Origin of the sequence: Cerasibacillus sp. (genome assembly GCF_036516575.1) — a bacterium.
Classification (GTDB): Bacteria; Bacillota; Bacilli; order Bacillales; family Amphibacillaceae; genus Cerasibacillus.
Window position 1 is genome coordinate 41,973 of the sequence record NZ_DATBTY010000064.1, and the last position, 17,393, is coordinate 59,365.

General features: G+C 36.8%; 14 protein-coding genes. 7 read left to right on the plus strand and 7 right to left on the minus strand.

Annotation, left to right across the window (positions count from 1 at the left end; genetic code table 11):
- Window positions 1-105: 105 nt before the first annotated feature.
- From opp4A to VIG73_RS11100, 6 genes are all read right to left on the minus strand, one after another.
- Window positions 106-1,926 (minus strand): oligopeptide ABC transporter substrate-binding protein, encoded by a 1,821-nt coding sequence (opp4A, locus tag VIG73_RS11075; protein WP_331641933.1) that lies wholly within the window; start codon window positions 1,924-1,926, stop codon window positions 106-108.
- 244 nt (window positions 1,927-2,170) lie between these two features.
- Entirely contained in the window at window positions 2,171-3,073 is a 903-nt protein-coding gene (locus VIG73_RS11080) for an ABC transporter permease (protein WP_331641964.1), read from the minus strand.
- Between the two features lie 51 nt (window positions 3,074-3,124).
- Entirely contained in the window at window positions 3,125-4,087 is a 963-nt protein-coding gene (opp4B, locus tag VIG73_RS11085; RefSeq protein WP_331641935.1) for an oligopeptide ABC transporter permease, read from the minus strand.
- Window positions 4,088-4,093: 6 nt separating this feature from the next.
- The gene (locus tag VIG73_RS11090; protein WP_331641938.1) at window positions 4,094-5,026 is read right to left on the minus strand and encodes an ABC transporter ATP-binding protein; all 933 of its coding nucleotides are present in this window, start codon (window positions 5,024-5,026) and stop codon (window positions 4,094-4,096) included.
- A gap of 15 nt (window positions 5,027-5,041) precedes the next feature.
- Window positions 5,042-6,037, minus strand: a complete 996-nt coding sequence (locus tag VIG73_RS11095; RefSeq protein ID WP_331641940.1) for an ABC transporter ATP-binding protein — start codon at window positions 6,035-6,037, stop codon at window positions 5,042-5,044.
- Between the two features lie 503 nt (window positions 6,038-6,540).
- Window positions 6,541-8,049 (minus strand): MFS transporter, encoded by a 1,509-nt coding sequence (locus VIG73_RS11100; RefSeq protein WP_331641942.1) that lies wholly within the window; start codon window positions 8,047-8,049, stop codon window positions 6,541-6,543.
- Window positions 8,050-8,319: 270 nt separating this feature from the next.
- On the opposite strand from VIG73_RS11100, the gene VIG73_RS11105 reads away from it, so the two are divergent.
- From VIG73_RS11105 to VIG73_RS11135, 7 genes are all read left to right on the plus strand, one after another.
- The gene (locus VIG73_RS11105; RefSeq protein WP_331641966.1) at window positions 8,320-9,510 is read left to right on the plus strand and encodes an MFS transporter; all 1,191 of its coding nucleotides are present in this window, start codon (window positions 8,320-8,322) and stop codon (window positions 9,508-9,510) included.
- A 424-nt stretch (window positions 9,511-9,934) separates the two neighbouring features.
- A complete protein-coding gene (locus VIG73_RS11110) occupies window positions 9,935-11,593 on the plus strand; it encodes a peptide ABC transporter substrate-binding protein (RefSeq protein ID WP_331641944.1) in 1,659 nt (552 codons plus the stop codon).
- A 324-nt stretch (window positions 11,594-11,917) separates the two neighbouring features.
- Window positions 11,918-12,853 (plus strand): ABC transporter permease, encoded by a 936-nt coding sequence (locus VIG73_RS11115; RefSeq protein ID WP_331641946.1) that lies wholly within the window; start codon window positions 11,918-11,920, stop codon window positions 12,851-12,853.
- Window positions 12,853-13,776, plus strand: coding sequence for an ABC transporter permease (locus VIG73_RS11120; protein ID WP_331641948.1), 924 nt, complete (start codon window positions 12,853-12,855; stop codon window positions 13,774-13,776). Before VIG73_RS11115 ends, VIG73_RS11120 begins: the two co-directional genes overlap by 1 nt.
- A gap of 16 nt (window positions 13,777-13,792) precedes the next feature.
- Window positions 13,793-14,824, plus strand: coding sequence for an ABC transporter ATP-binding protein (locus VIG73_RS11125; RefSeq protein ID WP_331641950.1), 1,032 nt, complete (start codon window positions 13,793-13,795; stop codon window positions 14,822-14,824).
- Window positions 14,817-15,809, plus strand: coding sequence for an oligopeptide/dipeptide ABC transporter ATP-binding protein (locus VIG73_RS11130; protein ID WP_331641952.1), 993 nt, complete (start codon window positions 14,817-14,819; stop codon window positions 15,807-15,809). The genes VIG73_RS11125 and VIG73_RS11130 overlap by 8 nt, the downstream gene beginning before the upstream one ends.
- A 172-nt stretch (window positions 15,810-15,981) precedes the next feature.
- A complete protein-coding gene (locus VIG73_RS11135; RefSeq protein WP_331641954.1) occupies window positions 15,982-16,227 on the plus strand; it encodes a DUF1450 domain-containing protein in 246 nt (81 codons plus the stop codon).
- A gap of 67 nt (window positions 16,228-16,294) precedes the next feature.
- Here the strand turns inward: VIG73_RS11135 and VIG73_RS11140 are convergent, their stop codons facing one another.
- Complete coding sequence (locus VIG73_RS11140) at window positions 16,295-16,672, minus strand: RidA family protein (RefSeq protein WP_331641956.1); 378 nt, start codon at window positions 16,670-16,672, stop codon at window positions 16,295-16,297.
- Window positions 16,673-17,393: the final 721 nt, after the last annotated feature.

Below are 17,393 nucleotides of genomic sequence, written 5' to 3' on the forward strand. Positions count from 1 at the left end.
CGCGTGGTAATCTCTCTTTCCGTTCACCAGATTTAGGTCGAACTATATAAAGAAAGACAGATAAACAAAAAAAGGCCCTCATTCAAGGGCCTTTCTTTCACCACATTACTTCACCGGTTCCTCTTCTGTAACACCGATTTGGTAAAGTCTTAAATCTGTTCCTTTATCAATTGAATAGTTAGTCACACGTTTATTAACAGGTACTAACTTCGCACGGTAAAGTGTTGGGAATACTGGAATTTCTTCAACCATAAATTCTTGCCACTCTTTATAAGCTTCTTGACGGAATTCTGCATCAAATGCATCTTCTGACAAACCTTTAGTTAGAAGCTCATCATTCTTTTCACTATGGTAACGTGGGAAGTTATAGAGCGCTTCTGGACCATATAAACCTGATGGGTCAACATCACTTGCTACACCCCATGCACCTTGGAAAATATCAACTTTTGGATCGTCATCACCTTCGCTACCAACACGCTCATAGAACGTTTGGAACTCTTGAAGACGTCCGTCTAGTAATTGGACATTTAAGCCAATTTCTTTCCATGCTTGGATATAGTATTGTGCTAACGGTTCAGCTGTGTCGCCACCAGCCATTGAAGCGAAGTTAATAACTAATTCTTCACCGTCTGGCGTTTTACGGAATCCATCTTCGTCTCTTTCTGTATAGCCTGCTTCATCTAAGATTTTATTTGCTTTATCGGGATCGTATGTTGGCGCTTCAATTGTTTCATCATGATATGTTGGATGTGACGGTGGAATTAATGTTGTCGCATTCCAACGTAAGCCGTGATAGAACTTGTTACCTACTGCATCGTTATCAACTGCATGCCACATTGCTTTTCTTAAGTTGACATCAGCCATTTTAGCGTTTGGATCTGGTTTAACTTGTTTCTTTTCTTTATCCCATGTTCCTAGTTTGAAACCAATATATGTGTAAGCCATATCAACATCGCCCAAGAACTCGACGTTTTTCATATCTGCATTATCTGGATATTGGTCTGTTGGGAATTTATCTGCCATGTCGATTGAACCATTTTCTAATTCGTTCACAACAACTTGTGGACCAACAACTTTAAGTGTTACTTTGTCTAGATTTGGCTCGCCTCTCCAGTAATCTTCAAATTTTGTATATACGACAGACTCACCTGGTACGATTTTTTCAACTTTGAAAGGTCCCATACCAATTGGATTCTTACGCACTGCATCTGATGATGACATATCTTTTACTGGAATATCCTTGAAAATATGCTTAGGAAGTGCATAAGGCCAAATTCCACCTGATAATAGTGATGGTGTAGCTTCTTTATACGTAATTTTTAATTGTTTATCATTTAAGACTTCAATACCAGAAATCGTATCTGCTTCTCCATCGTGATATTCTACAATACCTTCAATATTTCTTAATGTTGAATCAAAACGAGGACCATCATAATCATTATGTGCAATGACTTCGTGTGCAAATGCCCAGTCTTCTGCTTTTACCGGTTCACCGTCTTGCCATTTTACTTCATCACGAATTGTAAATGTGAATGTTTTGTTATCTTCACTTACTTCAAATGTTGCTGCACCATCTTGTGTGTAGTTGTAACTTTCATCCATGTCAAGTAATGATTCATCCATCCATTTAATAACTTCATTATCAATTGCATCTGAATAGAAGTTAAAATTTAGCGTTCCTGCAAATGGAGAATCTGTTACAAGACCAAAAGTAAGTTCTCCACCATCAATTGGTTCCCCATCATTCGATGCATCTTTAGAGAAGTCATCGATTGAATATAGACCATCTTCTGTTTTCGTTTCTTCTTTGGCTTTATCAGAGCCTTTTTTGTCTGCATCGTCCCCGCCTTTACCACAGGCAGCAAGAGCCAGTACAAGAACGAACATTAGTGCTAAGAGCACTTTACCAAAACGTTTGTTACTCATGTTGTTTTCCTCCTATTTATATGATTTTTACGGTTACCCGCTTTGTATATATACACACCACTAAAATGAGTTAGGGTGGTGGTATCAGAGTCAATCCATTCTATTTAAGGTCTCCTGTAGCGAATGGCAACTACATTCATCGACATATTAATTATTTGTAAATAACTGTGCAACATTCAAAAATCAGCTCATATTCAGAAATTAATGCGTATAAGCGAAGGCCAATATTGGCCCTCTTTGATTCTTATCCTCTTCGCTGTCTTGCGTCTGTTGCGCGTTTTAATGCTTGACCGACGTTATTAACACTTAACATTAAGAATAAAATTAACAGTGCTGCTGGTACCCAAATCCACCATCTATACTGTAATGTTTGTGGATTTGTCGCATAGCTTAGTAAGGTTCCTAAACTTGGTGTACTCTCTGGAAAACCGAAACCTAAGAAAGAGAGACCAGATTCCAATCCTATATTCGCAGCTAAATTCAAAGTCATATTAACAATAATAATTGAACTTAAATTAGGTAAGACTTGTGTAAACATAATTTTCAAGTTGGATGATCCAAGTGTTTTTGATGCTTGGACATAATCAAGCTCTTTTTCCGCCAATGTTTTCGAGCGAATGAGCCTAGCAATCCCCATCCATAAGAATGCCGTCATAATTAAAGAGAATGTCCAGACACTGTATTTTGGCACTAACGCAACGAATACGATAACGATCATTAAGAATGGTAAGACCATCATAAAGTCAAGGATACGCATTAAAATGTTATCAACTTGACCACCAAAATATCCTGCTGTTAGACCGTAAATAATTCCAAATACACCTGTCATCAACGTCACTAAGAATCCAATCGCTAGTGAGTTTCTCGTACCGATAATTAATTGACCGAACACATCACGGCCACCATAATCCGTTCCGAGTATAAATTCATCTGAAGGTGGTTGATGAATGGAAAGTAAATCAACTGTTACAATTTGATCCTGATCTAAAATTAACGATACTCCAAATACAATTGTTGTAATTAAGACGATAAAAATGAGTGAAATAAGGGCGACTTTGTCACGGACAATTTCGCGCCAAAGAATCTTTAAACCTGTTGGACTCTCACTCTTTACTTGTTCATCTGGTTGTTCTATTGTTTCTGTCATTGTTGTATCATCTTTTTTCATCTATGTTCACCTACCTTATACACTTTCGTTCTATTTAATTCGAATTCGTGGGTCCACCAGGCTTAAAATAATATCTGATAATAATGCCCCTAAAATCGTTGCAATACCAAACAATAACGTGAGTGATGTCGCCACACTATAATCACGTTGCACAATCGATTCTAAAAAGAGTTGGCCCATTCCCGGATAACTGAAAATACTTTCAACGAATACTGTACCACCAATTAATCCTGTAATCTCGTAACCGAAAAATGCCGCGATTGGTAATAGAGAGTTCCGTAAAATATGACGGTTATACACCCGAGATTCAGATGCTCCTTTTGCTCGAGCGGTTAAGATAAAGTCCTTCTGTTTCGTATCAATGATTTCATTTCGTAAATATTGGACTGTGCTGACAGTCGTAATAAGCGCCATTGATAGGGCAGGTAAAAACATATGATAGATTCGGTTCATGATATATTCAAACGTTCCTGATTCTACCCCAGGCTGAACACTTCCACCTGTAGGGAACCAACCTAATGTAAAACCGAAAAACCATAACATGACAAGTGCAAAAATAAATAGCGGTGTCGCAAAGCCGATATATGTGTAGCCTGTGATTGCTCGATCTAACCATGTATCATTGTAACGACCACTAATTAATCCTAAAGGTATGGATATGGCGTAAATTAACACGAGCGTTAATATGGACAGCCAAACTGTATTTGCAAGGCGTTGACCAATGAGTTCTGTCACTGGCATCTTATAGCGAAAAGATATACCTAAATCGCCCTGAAATAAATCCTTTACCCAGTTAGCATATTGGATATGCCACGGATCATTTAAACCTAGCTTTTCTCTTTGTTCTTCAATTGTTGCTGGATCAATATTTGGATCAATTAATCCTGAAAGTGCATCTCCTGGCATCATCTTTGCCATCATAAATATCAAAACACTTAGCAAGATGACTTGAGGAATCATAATTAATATTCGACGTACCGTAAATTTCCACATAAACTATCAACCTTTCTTAGGCAAAGCTACTAAATGTGTATCAGAAATGGATTGTAAATCATATGCTAAGCCATTTTCATCAAAGTAGTCATTGAATGATTGCTCATATTCTATCTTGACTTCTTGCCTAAATTTAGCATGTTCATCACGTTTTTTAGGATCAATATCTGGAATAGCAGCTACAAGGCGCTTCGTATAAATATGTTGTGGATTATGAAAGATATCTTCTGTCATTCCTTCTTCAACATACCGTCCTTTATACATGATTCCAATCCGATTACACATATGTCGGATAACACCTAAATCATGGCTGATAAACAAATACGTTAAATCGAGTTCCTTTTGAATTTCTTGCATAAAGTTTAGAACTTGTGCTTGTACCGATACATCTAATGCGGAGACCGGCTCATCAGCAATAATTAATTTCGGTTTTAATGCAATGGCACGGGCAATTCCAATCCGCTGCCTTTGACCACCTGAGAATTGGTGAGGATATTTCAAAATACTTTCAGGACTTAATCCGACCAATTCTAATAATTCTTGAACACGTTTCTTTTCTTCTTGACGTGACAATTTTTCAAAGTTTCGTAAAGGTTCTGCCACGATGTCCAGAACACGCTTTCTCGGATTAAGTGATGAATAAGGATCCTGAAAAATCATTTGAACATCTTGATAATAATCTGCTTTCGCCTTTCTATAGGATGAAATATTTTTCCCTTCAAAGAATACATTTCCTGAAGTAATTTTATTCAATCCGATAATGGCACGACCTGTCGTTGTTTTTCCCGAACCTGATTCACCTACAAGACCATATGTCATCCCTTTTTCGATGGAAAATGATACACCATCCACCGCTTTGACATGATCGACCGTTCTTCCAAATATTCCACCTTTTATAGGGAAATGGACCTTTAAATCTTCCACTTTTAGAATTGACATCTCGACTTTTCCTCCTTATTGCACTTCTTCTTCAGGGAAATGAAAGTGTTTGTAGCACGAGCAGCGTACAAAGTGTCCCGATTCAACCTCATGTAATTCGGGATTTTCTTCATGTGCCGATTGATCAATCCACGGAATACGTGCACTGAAACGGCACCCTTTTCGGGGTAAATATTGCAATGATGGAACAATCCCTTGAATAACGTGCAATTTCGATGATGCCTCTTTATTGTTTGGTACTGAATTTAATAATGAACGTGTATACGGATGTTGCGGATTTTCGAATAACGTATACACATCAGCAATTTCAACAATTTGTCCAGCATACATAACGGCAACACGATCTGCCATCTCGGCAACAACCCCAAGGTCGTGTGTAATCATGATAATCCCCGCGTCCATGTCTTCCTTCAATTGTTTCATTAAATCAAGAATCTGTGATTGGATCGTCACATCAAGAGCAGTTGTCGGTTCATCTGCAATCAAAAGTTCTGGTTGATTGGCAATGGCCATCGCAATAACGACCCGCTGTCTCATTCCACCTGATAATTCATGTGGAAATTGTTCATAGACCCTTTCCGGATGTGGGATACCAACTTTTTTAAGTAATTCTACAACTCTAAGTTTTCGCTGTTCTTTAGATACACTTTTATTATGAAGTAATATCGTTTCACCAATTTGTTCACCAATAATCATTAACGGATTTAATGCAGTTAATGGATCTTGGAAAATCATACCCATCTCTTTACCACGAATTTTACTCCATTCTGAAGGTGAGGCATTGGCGAGGTCCTGACCTTTAAACAAAATATTCCCCTCTATTTTCGCTCGGTTATGTAACCCCATAATAGAGAAGGCTAACGCACTCTTTCCACAACCAGACTCACCAACGATAGCAAGCACTTCATTTTTATTAACATTTAGAGAAACGTCATCAACCGCAGCGTAATAATCATCTTTAATGCGGAACGACGTTTTTAAGTTTTTAATTTCTAGCAATGCTTGACTCACTTTCCAGTTCCCCCCTCAGATTACTGACAAAAAACTCTATTTTATGAATCTACAAATAATTTACACTACATAGCTTATTTAAAATATAGCGCAACGTATGCCACTTTTCTTATTTCCTACGCATATCATGTTAAATATTCTGTCAATTCAACCTTTATAATTGTTATGCTGTCCATTATACTATGACTTTCAAAAAATTGCACTAGTTTTTTAAATTTATATTACAAATAAATTAAGACGTTCTATTTCTTATTTTCCAACACTTTACCATTTGTTGATTTGTCTAAACATTGTTAAATCACCGTTTTTTATAAACATCATATAAACTAGGGCTTTTTTATTGAACTAAAAACTATATTTATGAAAACGCATTCTTTATCTATTTAACGACACTTTCTACTATATTGCAAGAAAAAAACTATCTAATCTTGTGTTAAATTAAAACAAGAATTAGATAGTATTTTCAGTTATATATATTCTTTTTAATCATATTAACCGACATATTAGACGTTTTTTCGTGTTAAATAAATACCGATGAAGATAGTAATAAATGCTAAACAGGCGGCAACCATAAACATACTAGAAAATCCTAACTCAAGTGTTCTAGATATTGTCGCTAATATTTCCGATTTCAAATGCGGATCTATAAGCTGCTCAACTTGTTCGATTAAAAGGCTATAGTTTTCAGTACCTACATCAGACAGTTGAAGTTTCCCTGAGTAGCTAGTCTCTAATACATGCTCTAATCGGATGTAAGCCTTAGTTAATAATCCAGCATATAATGTAGGAAATAGAGTAAGTCCGATTTGGCGAACGAGAGATAGTGTCCCTATTGCTGTTCCTTTATTAGCTTGTCCGGCGCTCTCCCCAACTAAAACATTTAAAGGCGCTCCTAACAAAAATCCTAACCCTATCCCAGCAAATACACTCGCTATTAAATAAGAAATAAATCCACTCACCCAGATAGGAAATGAAACGAATCCGGTTAACCCAATCACTCCGGCTATAATAAGTGTTTGTCGAGCGCCAATTTTATCTGTTAACACTCCACCAAGCCCTGCACCAATTCCTGATGCAAGTGCCATCGGGGTTAACCAGTAACCAGCTTGTTCTACAGGTACTTGTAATACTTGTTGTACGTACGCTGGGATAAAAATAATTCCTGCTAAAAAACCACCTGATAATAACCCAATAAATAAAGTGATGCGAAATAATTGGCTTTTCAGAAGGGATGTTGGAATGATTGGTTCGTTGCCTTTTTGTTCAATGTATTTTTCGTAACGAATCAATAAAATAAAAAGAATTGTTCCTAGTACAAGATATGGCCATACACTTAGCTCACTTTCAATATTCGTTAAACCAAACATAATAGCTAATATCCCAGCGCCTAATAAAATTGACCCAATGATATCTAATCTTCCTGCTTGTGTAGATTTTGTTTCTTGTATTTTAATGTATCCGAAGACAATTAGGAAGATAACAATCGGTATATTAATTAAAAACATCCATTGCCATTTACCTGTGAGCTGTAGGATAACCGCTCCTAAATTGGGACCAATAACGGCCGAGAGACCGTGCATACCACCAAAGATACCAAGTACTTTTCCCTGCTTTTCTTTTGGTAAGGTGGCGAGAATATAAGAGGTTCCAATAACGAAAATACCACCGCCACCAATCGCTTGAATGAAACGAGACAATAATAAAAAGGTGAAATTAGGGCTTAATGCGACTAATAAAGACCCGATTCCAAACAACGTAATTTCAGTTAAAAATAATCGCTTTCTTCCATACTGATCTGACAATTTACCAATAATCGGAACGCTAATGGCAATTCCAAATGTATAAATGGTAACTGACCATGCACCCCAGGATGGCGACACATGGAAAGAATCACTAATTGTTGTCAATGCTGTGCTAATGATTCCGTTATCCAATCCCGACATAAAAACCGCAATCGTAAATAATGTAATCGCCCATGTTTGTGATGTGATTGCTTTCTGCTCTTCTCCCATACTTCTCACTCCTGTCTTGCACAACTTTCTTCCTATTAATATGTATATATGGGTTGGTATTTTTTAGCTATATTCTTTTTACTAACATATCCATTTTAACGCTTGCCATTCGTTTCACCAAATGATTACTCATTATATTAGTAAGCAGATAACTTTATTTTCTATTCTCTTCATCTATAATAGATATTTAGAATAACGAAATATTTACGGAAAGAAGTGTGTATATTTATTAATTATCCAATACGAGATGTTAATCGTAACTTGGTAATCATGTGGATTGCGAATTTCTTTGTCTCAGGGAGTATGACTATGGTTCTCCCCTTCATTTCTTTGTACGTCAATTCTCTTGGGGACTTTTCCACGAGCTATGTACAAAATTGGTCAGGGTGGATTTTTGGTATTACATTTGTTACCGCCTTTATCTTTTCACCCATTTGGGGAAGATTTGGCGATAAACATGGTCGGAAGACAATCCTCGTCCTTTTTGCCCTCGGTATGAGCCTGACTGTATTTCTTATGGGATATGCCACAAACGTTTGGCAACTGTTTATTCTAAGGTTTATCATGGGAGTCTTTACTGGGTTCGTTTCGATGTCACAAGCATTGATTGCGGTCCAGACACCACAAGAAATTGCCGGACGGGTACTTGGCACATTACAAACCGGTAGTATTACCGGCGCTTTATTGGGACCTATGATTGGCGGTATTTTTGCTGATACATTTGGTTTTGCTGAGACGTTTAAGTGGACAGCTATGGCCCTACTATTATCAGCAATGATCGTTGCTTTCGGTATCAAAGAGATGCAAGTCAAGGTCAGTAGTAAAGAAAAAGCATCCTATTCTTCTAAGGAAGTTTTATTGCATATTGTGAGACACCCTGTTTTACTTGTTGTGATGTTAATGTCTGCCGTCGTTCAGATTGCTCACTTTAGCATTCAACCAATCCTTCCACTTTATGTAGCTGAATTGAATGGTCTGCAACATATTGCTCTTTTTTCTGGTATGACATTCTCAGCTGCTGGACTCGGTAACTTATTTATGAGTCGACGTTGGGGAAAACTCGGTGATCGAATCGGTTATATGAAAATATTAATTATTCTCCTATTCATTTCCGGACTTGTCTATTTACCAGGTGCATTTGTCACAAGTGTGTGGCAACTCATTCTGTTACGCTTTTTACTTGGTATTTCACTTGGTGGTATCGTACCACTTAGAATTGCTTATATTCGCCAAGAAGCACCAATGGCCATGCAAGGTGAGGTACTCGGTTACAATACGAGCTTACGATTCTTCGGAAATATGGCAGGACCTGCCCTTGGTGGTATGTTGGCCGGATTCTTCGGCTTTGAGGCTGTCTTTTTTGTGACAAGTGGCATACTGATTTTAGGAGGAATCGCTACGTTAACGGTATGGTATAAATATGAATATGCGGATAATAAGTCCCATTCCTGGAGTTCTTAAAAAGCTAGAAAGACTTTCATCATATGAGGATGTCTATATGTCAGATGATTTGATATATAGACATTCTCTTTTTTATATGTCGTTTATTTTAGCACAACATGAGATAAAGTCTAACGCTTTTTTATTTAGCATATTTTATGATCTACGACACATATGATTGTATTAGAAGTACTGTAAATATACAAAAATATGCTATACATTAATATGTTTACCAATATTTTTTCTAATTATATCATTAGAGCAAAAACATTATAATCATGGGATTTAATGGACTTATCTTATTTACTACTTACTTCGTATTTTTACAAATTAAGTGAATTTTTAGTGGAAAAAACGTAAAATTGTTGTATAATAGTCACAACGATGAATTGAAAGATATTTCAGTTTGTCGAAAAATTACACAAAAAGTGGGAGGGTCATCCATATGAAATGGAGAAAATTATCGTTACTACTTGCTTTGGTTTTAACCATGGGGATTTTTTTAGCAGCATGTGGTGGTGACAACGAGGGGAAATCCAAAGATGAAGGTACCTCAAAAAATGGGGGCACAAGTAGTCAAGTAGCAGAGGATCAGACACTTAATGTGAATATCCGTGAAGAACCACCTTCACTACACCCTGGACTTGCTACAGATACAACATCTGGAGCTGTACTCAATCAGGTTTTCGAGGGATTAATGCGTGTAAACCAAGATAACGAAGTTGAAGAAGCAATGGCGGAAAGTTACGAGGTATCAGAAGATAAATTGACCTATACGTTTAAGATCCGTGAAGATGCAAAGTGGTCTAATGGAGACCCTGTAACAGCTCATGATTTTGAATATGCATGGAAATGGGTACTCGATCCAGATAATGCTGATACAGACTATGCATACCAACTGTATCCTATAAAAGGAGCTCAGGATGCTAAAGAAAATGGCGGATCATTGGATGATATTGGTGTTACAGTAGAAGATGACCATACATTAGTTGTAGAATTAGAGCAACCCACAGCATACTTTTTAGAATTAACAGCATTCTACACGTATTTCCCAGTTAATCACAAGGTCGTTGATGGCAATGATAAATGGGCTCAAGAAGCATCAGAAGATTATGTAACTAATGGTCCATTTTTATTAGAGTCATGGAAGCATAAAGATGAAATCGTACTTAAGAAAAATGAAGATTACTGGGATGCAGACACGGTTAATTTTGAAACAATTAATATGTATATGATTGATGACGAAAACACAGCTAAACAAATGTTTGATAGTGGCGAATTAGATTGGCTCGGATCACCAACAGATTCAGTTCCTTTAGCAGCTATTCCAGCATATAAATCTGAAGGTATTTTAAACATCGCGCCACAATCAGGTATTTATTACTACGCATTTAATGTTGAGGAAGAGCCTTTCAATAATGTTAATATCCGTAAAGCTTTTGCTCTAGCGATTAATCGCCAAGGAATCATTGACAACATTACACAAGGTGAACAGCAACCTGCTATGGCATTAGTACCATCAGCCATCTTTGCTAAAAACGAACAAGGGTACTTCAACGATAACGATGTTGAAGAGGCTAAAAAATATCTTGAAAAAGGTTTAGAAGAACTTGGGTTAGATAGCTTACCTAATGTTAAGCTGTCGTATAACACGAGTGAAGCACATGGCGCTATTGCACAGGCTGTTCAGGATATGTGGAAAGAAAATCTCGGAGTTGAGGTTGAATTAAACAACGAAGAGTGGGCCGTATACCTAGATTCTATGGGTGCAGGTAACTTCCAAGTTGGCCGTATGGGATGGATTGCAGACTTTAACGATGCGATCAATTTCCTAGAGATTTTTGAAACAGTTGGCGGTAACAACTACACAAATTGGGAAAATGCTGAATACCAAGAGTTACTCAAGAAATCACGTACAGAAACAGATATCGATGCACGTGAAGAGTTACTGCATCAAGCAGAAGATATCTTTATGGAAGAATTACCAATTGCTCCTGTCTACTTCTATACTAACGTCTGGACTAAAAAGGACTATGTTAAAGATGTAGAAGTGTCACCACTTGGAGTTGTTCAGTACAAGTGGGGTTATATTGCAGAAGAATAATGTTAAAAAATGGAATGACAAGGTATATAGATTTCTATATACCTTGTATTTTCTAATTTACTACTTACAATAGCAACATGAAATAGAAAATCATAATAACAACATAGATCATCATCTCCTTATAGAATTAGTAAACAATACCATTGATTTAGTAAATCATTATTTCTATTTCATGTGTTATACAAGATTAATAGAAATAAAGGAGTGATGAATGTCATTCCTCTTTTTCTTTTGTGGACATGTTTGTTAAATATTACAAAATGAAAGAACTATAGATTTATATTTACGTCCATTCATTTTGAACTATATATGGAGGTGTAACACTTGGCTAGATATCTATTAAAAAAAATAGGGTCAATCATCGTTTCTTTATTTATTATCATTACAATTACATTTATTTTAATGAAAATTGCTCCTGGTGGGCCGTTTACATCTGAAAGAAAAACATCACCTGCCATTGAAAAACAAATGATGGAAGCATATGGATTGAACGATCCAATACATGAACAGTACTTTGATTATTTGATTAAAGCAGCCAAGTTTGATTTTGGACCGTCATTCAAATATGACGGTCAAGAAGTAACGGATATTATTAAGAGAAGTTTACCTTATTCGTTAATATTAGGGGCAGAAGCAATCTTTATTGCTCTAGCATTCGGGGTATTGCTCGGTGTTATTGCTGCTATACGTCACAATAAATTCGCCGATTACACAGCAATGATTATTGCAGTCCTCGGTATATCGGTACCAAGTTTTATCATGGCTACCATATTGCAATACATCTTTGCTATTAAATTACAGGCATTGCCCATTGCTAGATTTGAATCATTTGCACATACGATACTTCCAGCTGTTGCATTAGCAACAACACCGCTTGCATTTATTGCACGACTGATGCGGTCAAGTATGTTAGAAGTTTTGAGTGCAGATTATATTAAAACGGCTAAATCTAAAGGATTAAGTGAACGTGTTGTCACGTATAAGCATGCTCTTCGAAACGCCATGCTTCCAATCGTTTCATATATGGGGCCTTTAGTTGTGTCGGTACTCACAGGAAGCTTTGTTATTGAAAAAATATTCGGTATCCCTGGTTTAGGTAATGAGTTTGTCGTTAGTGTAACTAACAGGGACTATACGGTTATTATGGGTACAACTGTCTTCTTTAGCGTACTCTTATTAGTATCTATACTAGTCGTTGATCTCATTTATGGTCTTGTTGATCCACGAATTAAAGTAACATCACAGGAGGCTGGAAAATAATGTCTCAAGTACATTTACGTGACTCCGATTTTGAACCGATTCAAATTGATCAAAAAGAAGCAGAAAAAATAGCCGGTCAAAGTACTTCTTATTGGAAAGATGCTTGGCGACGTTTTCGCAAAAACAAACTTGCATTAGCAGGTATTGTCATTATTATCTTACTTGCCTTTATGGCTCTTTTTGGCGAAACTATTTCAGGGCAAAATTATCGTGATAACGATTTAATGAATGCTAACAAGCCCCCTTCTGCAGAACATTGGTTTGGAACTGACAATCTAGGGCGAGATATTTTTGCTAGAACATGGTATGGCGCAAAGATTTCTTTGTTTATCGGTCTTATGGCATCACTTATCGACCTTATTATTGGTGTTATATGGGGTGCTGTCGCTGGATTTTTCGGTGGAAAAGTTGATGAATATATGATGAGAATTGCTGATGTCCTTTACAGTGTTCCATATCTACTAGTCGTCATATTACTGATGGTGGTTATGAAACAGGGATTATGGACATTGATTATCGCCATGACGATTACAGGGTGGATTAATATGGCGCGGATTGTACGCGGGCAAGTGATGCAATTACGCTCAGAAGAATATGTAATGGCATCAAAGTCACTCGGGGCAAGTGATTTCCGACTATTATTCAAACATTTAGTCCCAAATACGATGGGACCAATCATTGTCACACTGACATTAACTATTCCGTCAGCTATTTTTACTGAAGCATTTTTAAGCTATCTCGGCTTAGGTGTACCTGCTCCAAAAGCGAGCTGGGGGACGATGTCTTCAGATGCGTTAGCGTCATTCCAATATTATCCATACCAGTTATTCTTCCCAGCGTTTTTTATTTGTTTAACGATGCTGGCATTTAATATTGTTGGTGATGGATTAAGAGATGCACTAGATCCAAAAGAACGGAAGTAATGGGAGAGATGCCAAAATGAAAAAAATATTAGAAGTTAACGATCTTTCCATATCGTTTGACACATATAATGCAGAAGTTAAAGCTGTCAGAGGGGTTACTTTTCATCTTAATGAAAAAGAAACATTAGCGATTGTAGGTGAATCTGGTTCAGGAAAAAGTGTTACTGCTCAATCAATCATGCAATTAACACCTATGCCACCCGGAAAGTTTGTCGGTGGTTCTATCATTTTTAATGGAGAAGATTTGACAAAAAGGTCTGAGAAACAAATGGAAAATATTCGTGGAAAAGAGATAAGTATGATTTTCCAGGATCCGATGACTTCATTAAATCCGACAATGACAATTGGTAAGCAGATCGCAGAAGGTCTTATCAAACATCAAAACATGTCAAAAAAAGATGCTCACCAACGTGGGATTGAATTACTTAAACTTGTTGGAATTCCAAATCCAGATGTTCGAATTAACCAATATCCTCATCAATATTCCGGAGGTATGCGACAGCGAGCGATGATCGCTATAGCTCTAGCTTGTAATCCAAAAATACTCATTGCTGACGAGCCTACAACAGCACTTGATGTGACCATTCAAGCACAGATTCTTGATTTAATGCGTGAACTACAAGAAAAAACAGGAACAGCCATCATCATGATTACACATGATCTCGGAGTTGTTGCTAATACCGCTCATCGTGTTGCAGTCATGTACGGTGGAAAAGTTGTTGAAACGGGTACTGTTGATGAAATTTTCTACAATCCTCGACACCCATATACATGGGGCTTACTAGGATCCATGCCGAAAATAGATCAAAATAAAGATGAAGAGCTTCAAGCCATCCCAGGTTCACCACCTGATTTGGCAAATCCACCAAAAGGATGTCCTTTTGTGACGAGATGTCCATATGCAATGAAGGCATGCAAAGATCATATGCCAGAGTACACGAAGTTATCTGATACACAAAAAACCGCTTGCTGGCTTTTAGATGAACGAGCTCCTAAAGTTGATATACCAGAAACTGCGGTCGTAGGAGGTACGAAAGTTCATGACTAATCCTAAGAAAAAATTACTCGAGGTGAACAATTTAAAAAAACATTTTAAACTAAATCGTCAAGACGTTTTAAAAGCTGTTGACGGGGTTACTTTTAATATTTATAAAGGTGAAACGTTTGGACTTGTTGGTGAATCAGGATGTGGCAAATCGACTGTTGGGAGAACAATTTTACGCTTATATGAAGCAACAGAGGGCGAAGTAAAATTTCGTGGTGAAGATGTTCATGCCATTAAATCTAAAAAAAAGCTAAAGAAATTCAATCGTAGCATGCAAATGATTTTTCAAGATCCATATGCTTCACTTAACCCAAGAATGACTGTAAAAGATATTATCGCTGAAGGTATGGACATTCACCAACTTACAAAAAACAATAAAGAAAGAATAAACCGTGTTAATGAATTATTAGAAACAGTTGGTCTTAATAGCGAGCATGGTAACCGTTATCCACATGAATTTAGTGGTGGACAGCGTCAGCGTATCGGCATTGCCCGGGCTCTAGCTGTAAATCCTGATTTTATCGTGGCAGATGAACCGATTTCTGCCTTAGATGTTTCCATCCAGGCACAGGTTGTTAACTTATTGAAACGATTACAAAAAGATCATGGACTAACTTATTTATTTATTGCCCATGATTTATCGATGGTGAAACATATTAGTGATCGTGTTGGTGTCATGTATTTGGGTAAAATGGCAGAAATAGCACCGAGTGACAAGTTATACGAAGACCCTCTACACCCTTATACAAAAGCATTATTAAGTGCTATTCCATTACCAAATCCTAAGGTGGAACGAACAAGAGAAAGAATCATTTTAGAAGGTGATCTACCAAGTCCAGTTAATCCACCAAGTGGTTGCCGTTTTAGAACAAGATGTCCATTAGCAATGGATGTATGTCGTAAGGTTGAACCACAATTTAAAGAATATAAGAAAAATCACTGGGTAGCTTGTCATTTATATGACGAAAAAAATGCCCTTCAATCATAAAGCAATAAGGTTGTCCTATAAGTCAGTCTGCATAACTTATTGGACAACCTTCTTTATTTCCAAGCTAACAAATTGATTTCCTCCATTGTTTATGGTAAATTAACCTTCACTTGTAGACAATATAATATGAAGCGTACATTGTACTATAGATCATAGAAAGTAAGTGATATTCGTGGGGATTGTTATTGTCGAAGTCTGTAATGGAAATGCGATGATGACATTAGATATTGAAACCATTCTTGAAGAGGAATTCCCTGAAGTCGCGGTACTCATTCATGATTGTTTATCTTTTTGTGGATTATGTCGTGTGAGACCATACGCGATTGTTAATAATAAACGTGTCTTTGCCGACACACCAGAACAGTGCTTGGACAAAATAAGACAAGAAATAAAAAAAGAACTTGCTCAATATGAATAAGCTCGTTCTTTTTTTGTTTATTCGACAGATTATTTCCCTGGTAATAATCTGTCGAATATAATCTATTTTATTTATTGTAGACAATAACATCCATTTCTACTAAAACATCTTTCGGCAAACGGCTAACTTCTACCGTTACTCTTGCTGGATATGGCTCCTCTAGATAACTACCATAAATTTCATTTACCGTTGCGAAGTCTTCCATAGATGATAAGTAAATCGTAAATTTTATTGCTTTCGATAAGTCCGTATTAGCTTCTTTTAAAATCGACTTTAAGTTTTCCAACACTTGTTTTGTCTGTGCTTCAATTCCTGAAGCTACTTCTCCTGTGCTAGGATCGACACCTAATTGTCCGGATACAAAAATAAAGTCCCCTGCTTCAATAGCTTGTGAATATGGTCCAATGGCAGCAGGTGCATCTTGTGAGTGAATCGCTTTCATCATTGACATACCCTCCTACTAAAAATATACATTCATTATACCATTTTCATATTCTAGCAAACAATGTCTACGATGCCATATTTGATAAAAAGCTATCATTTATTGTTATGCACAAGTTCATATGAAGCCTGTGAATATCACACCACTATATCTAGATTATTTACGATTAATTTACAAAGTATAGAGTTATCCTCACACTTATCCACGGCCTGTGGATAAGTGTGGTCGAGTTTTACACAGAAAGATGGGTTTATGTATAGTTTTCCACAGACTTTGGGTAACTCGTAAAGAGATTGTGACATAACTAGCATAAATAATTCTAGCAATCACTAAAAAGTAATAATCCACTGCTTTTCCTTAAGGGAGGTCTCTTTTTATAGGTATTATCATTACGCTATAAAGCGCAGACTTGTGTATCTTTGAATAGCCGAATATGAGCTAACTCCGACTAAAATTATCGCCGTACATACCATTGACGGATTCAATATGAGCTAACTGGAGCAACCCGGACTGACTTACATACCATTGAACGCTTCAATGTGAGCTAACTGGAGTAACTCGGACTGACTTACATACCATTGAACGATTAAGTCTATATAATTGTGTAAAAAGAGAATGAGCCATCACAATTCCTGGAACAATGTTTATAACCCAAAAAACATTCAAGGAGGAATTTATGATGACTCAAATTAATTTTACACTAGACTTCGAAAAAATAAAAGGC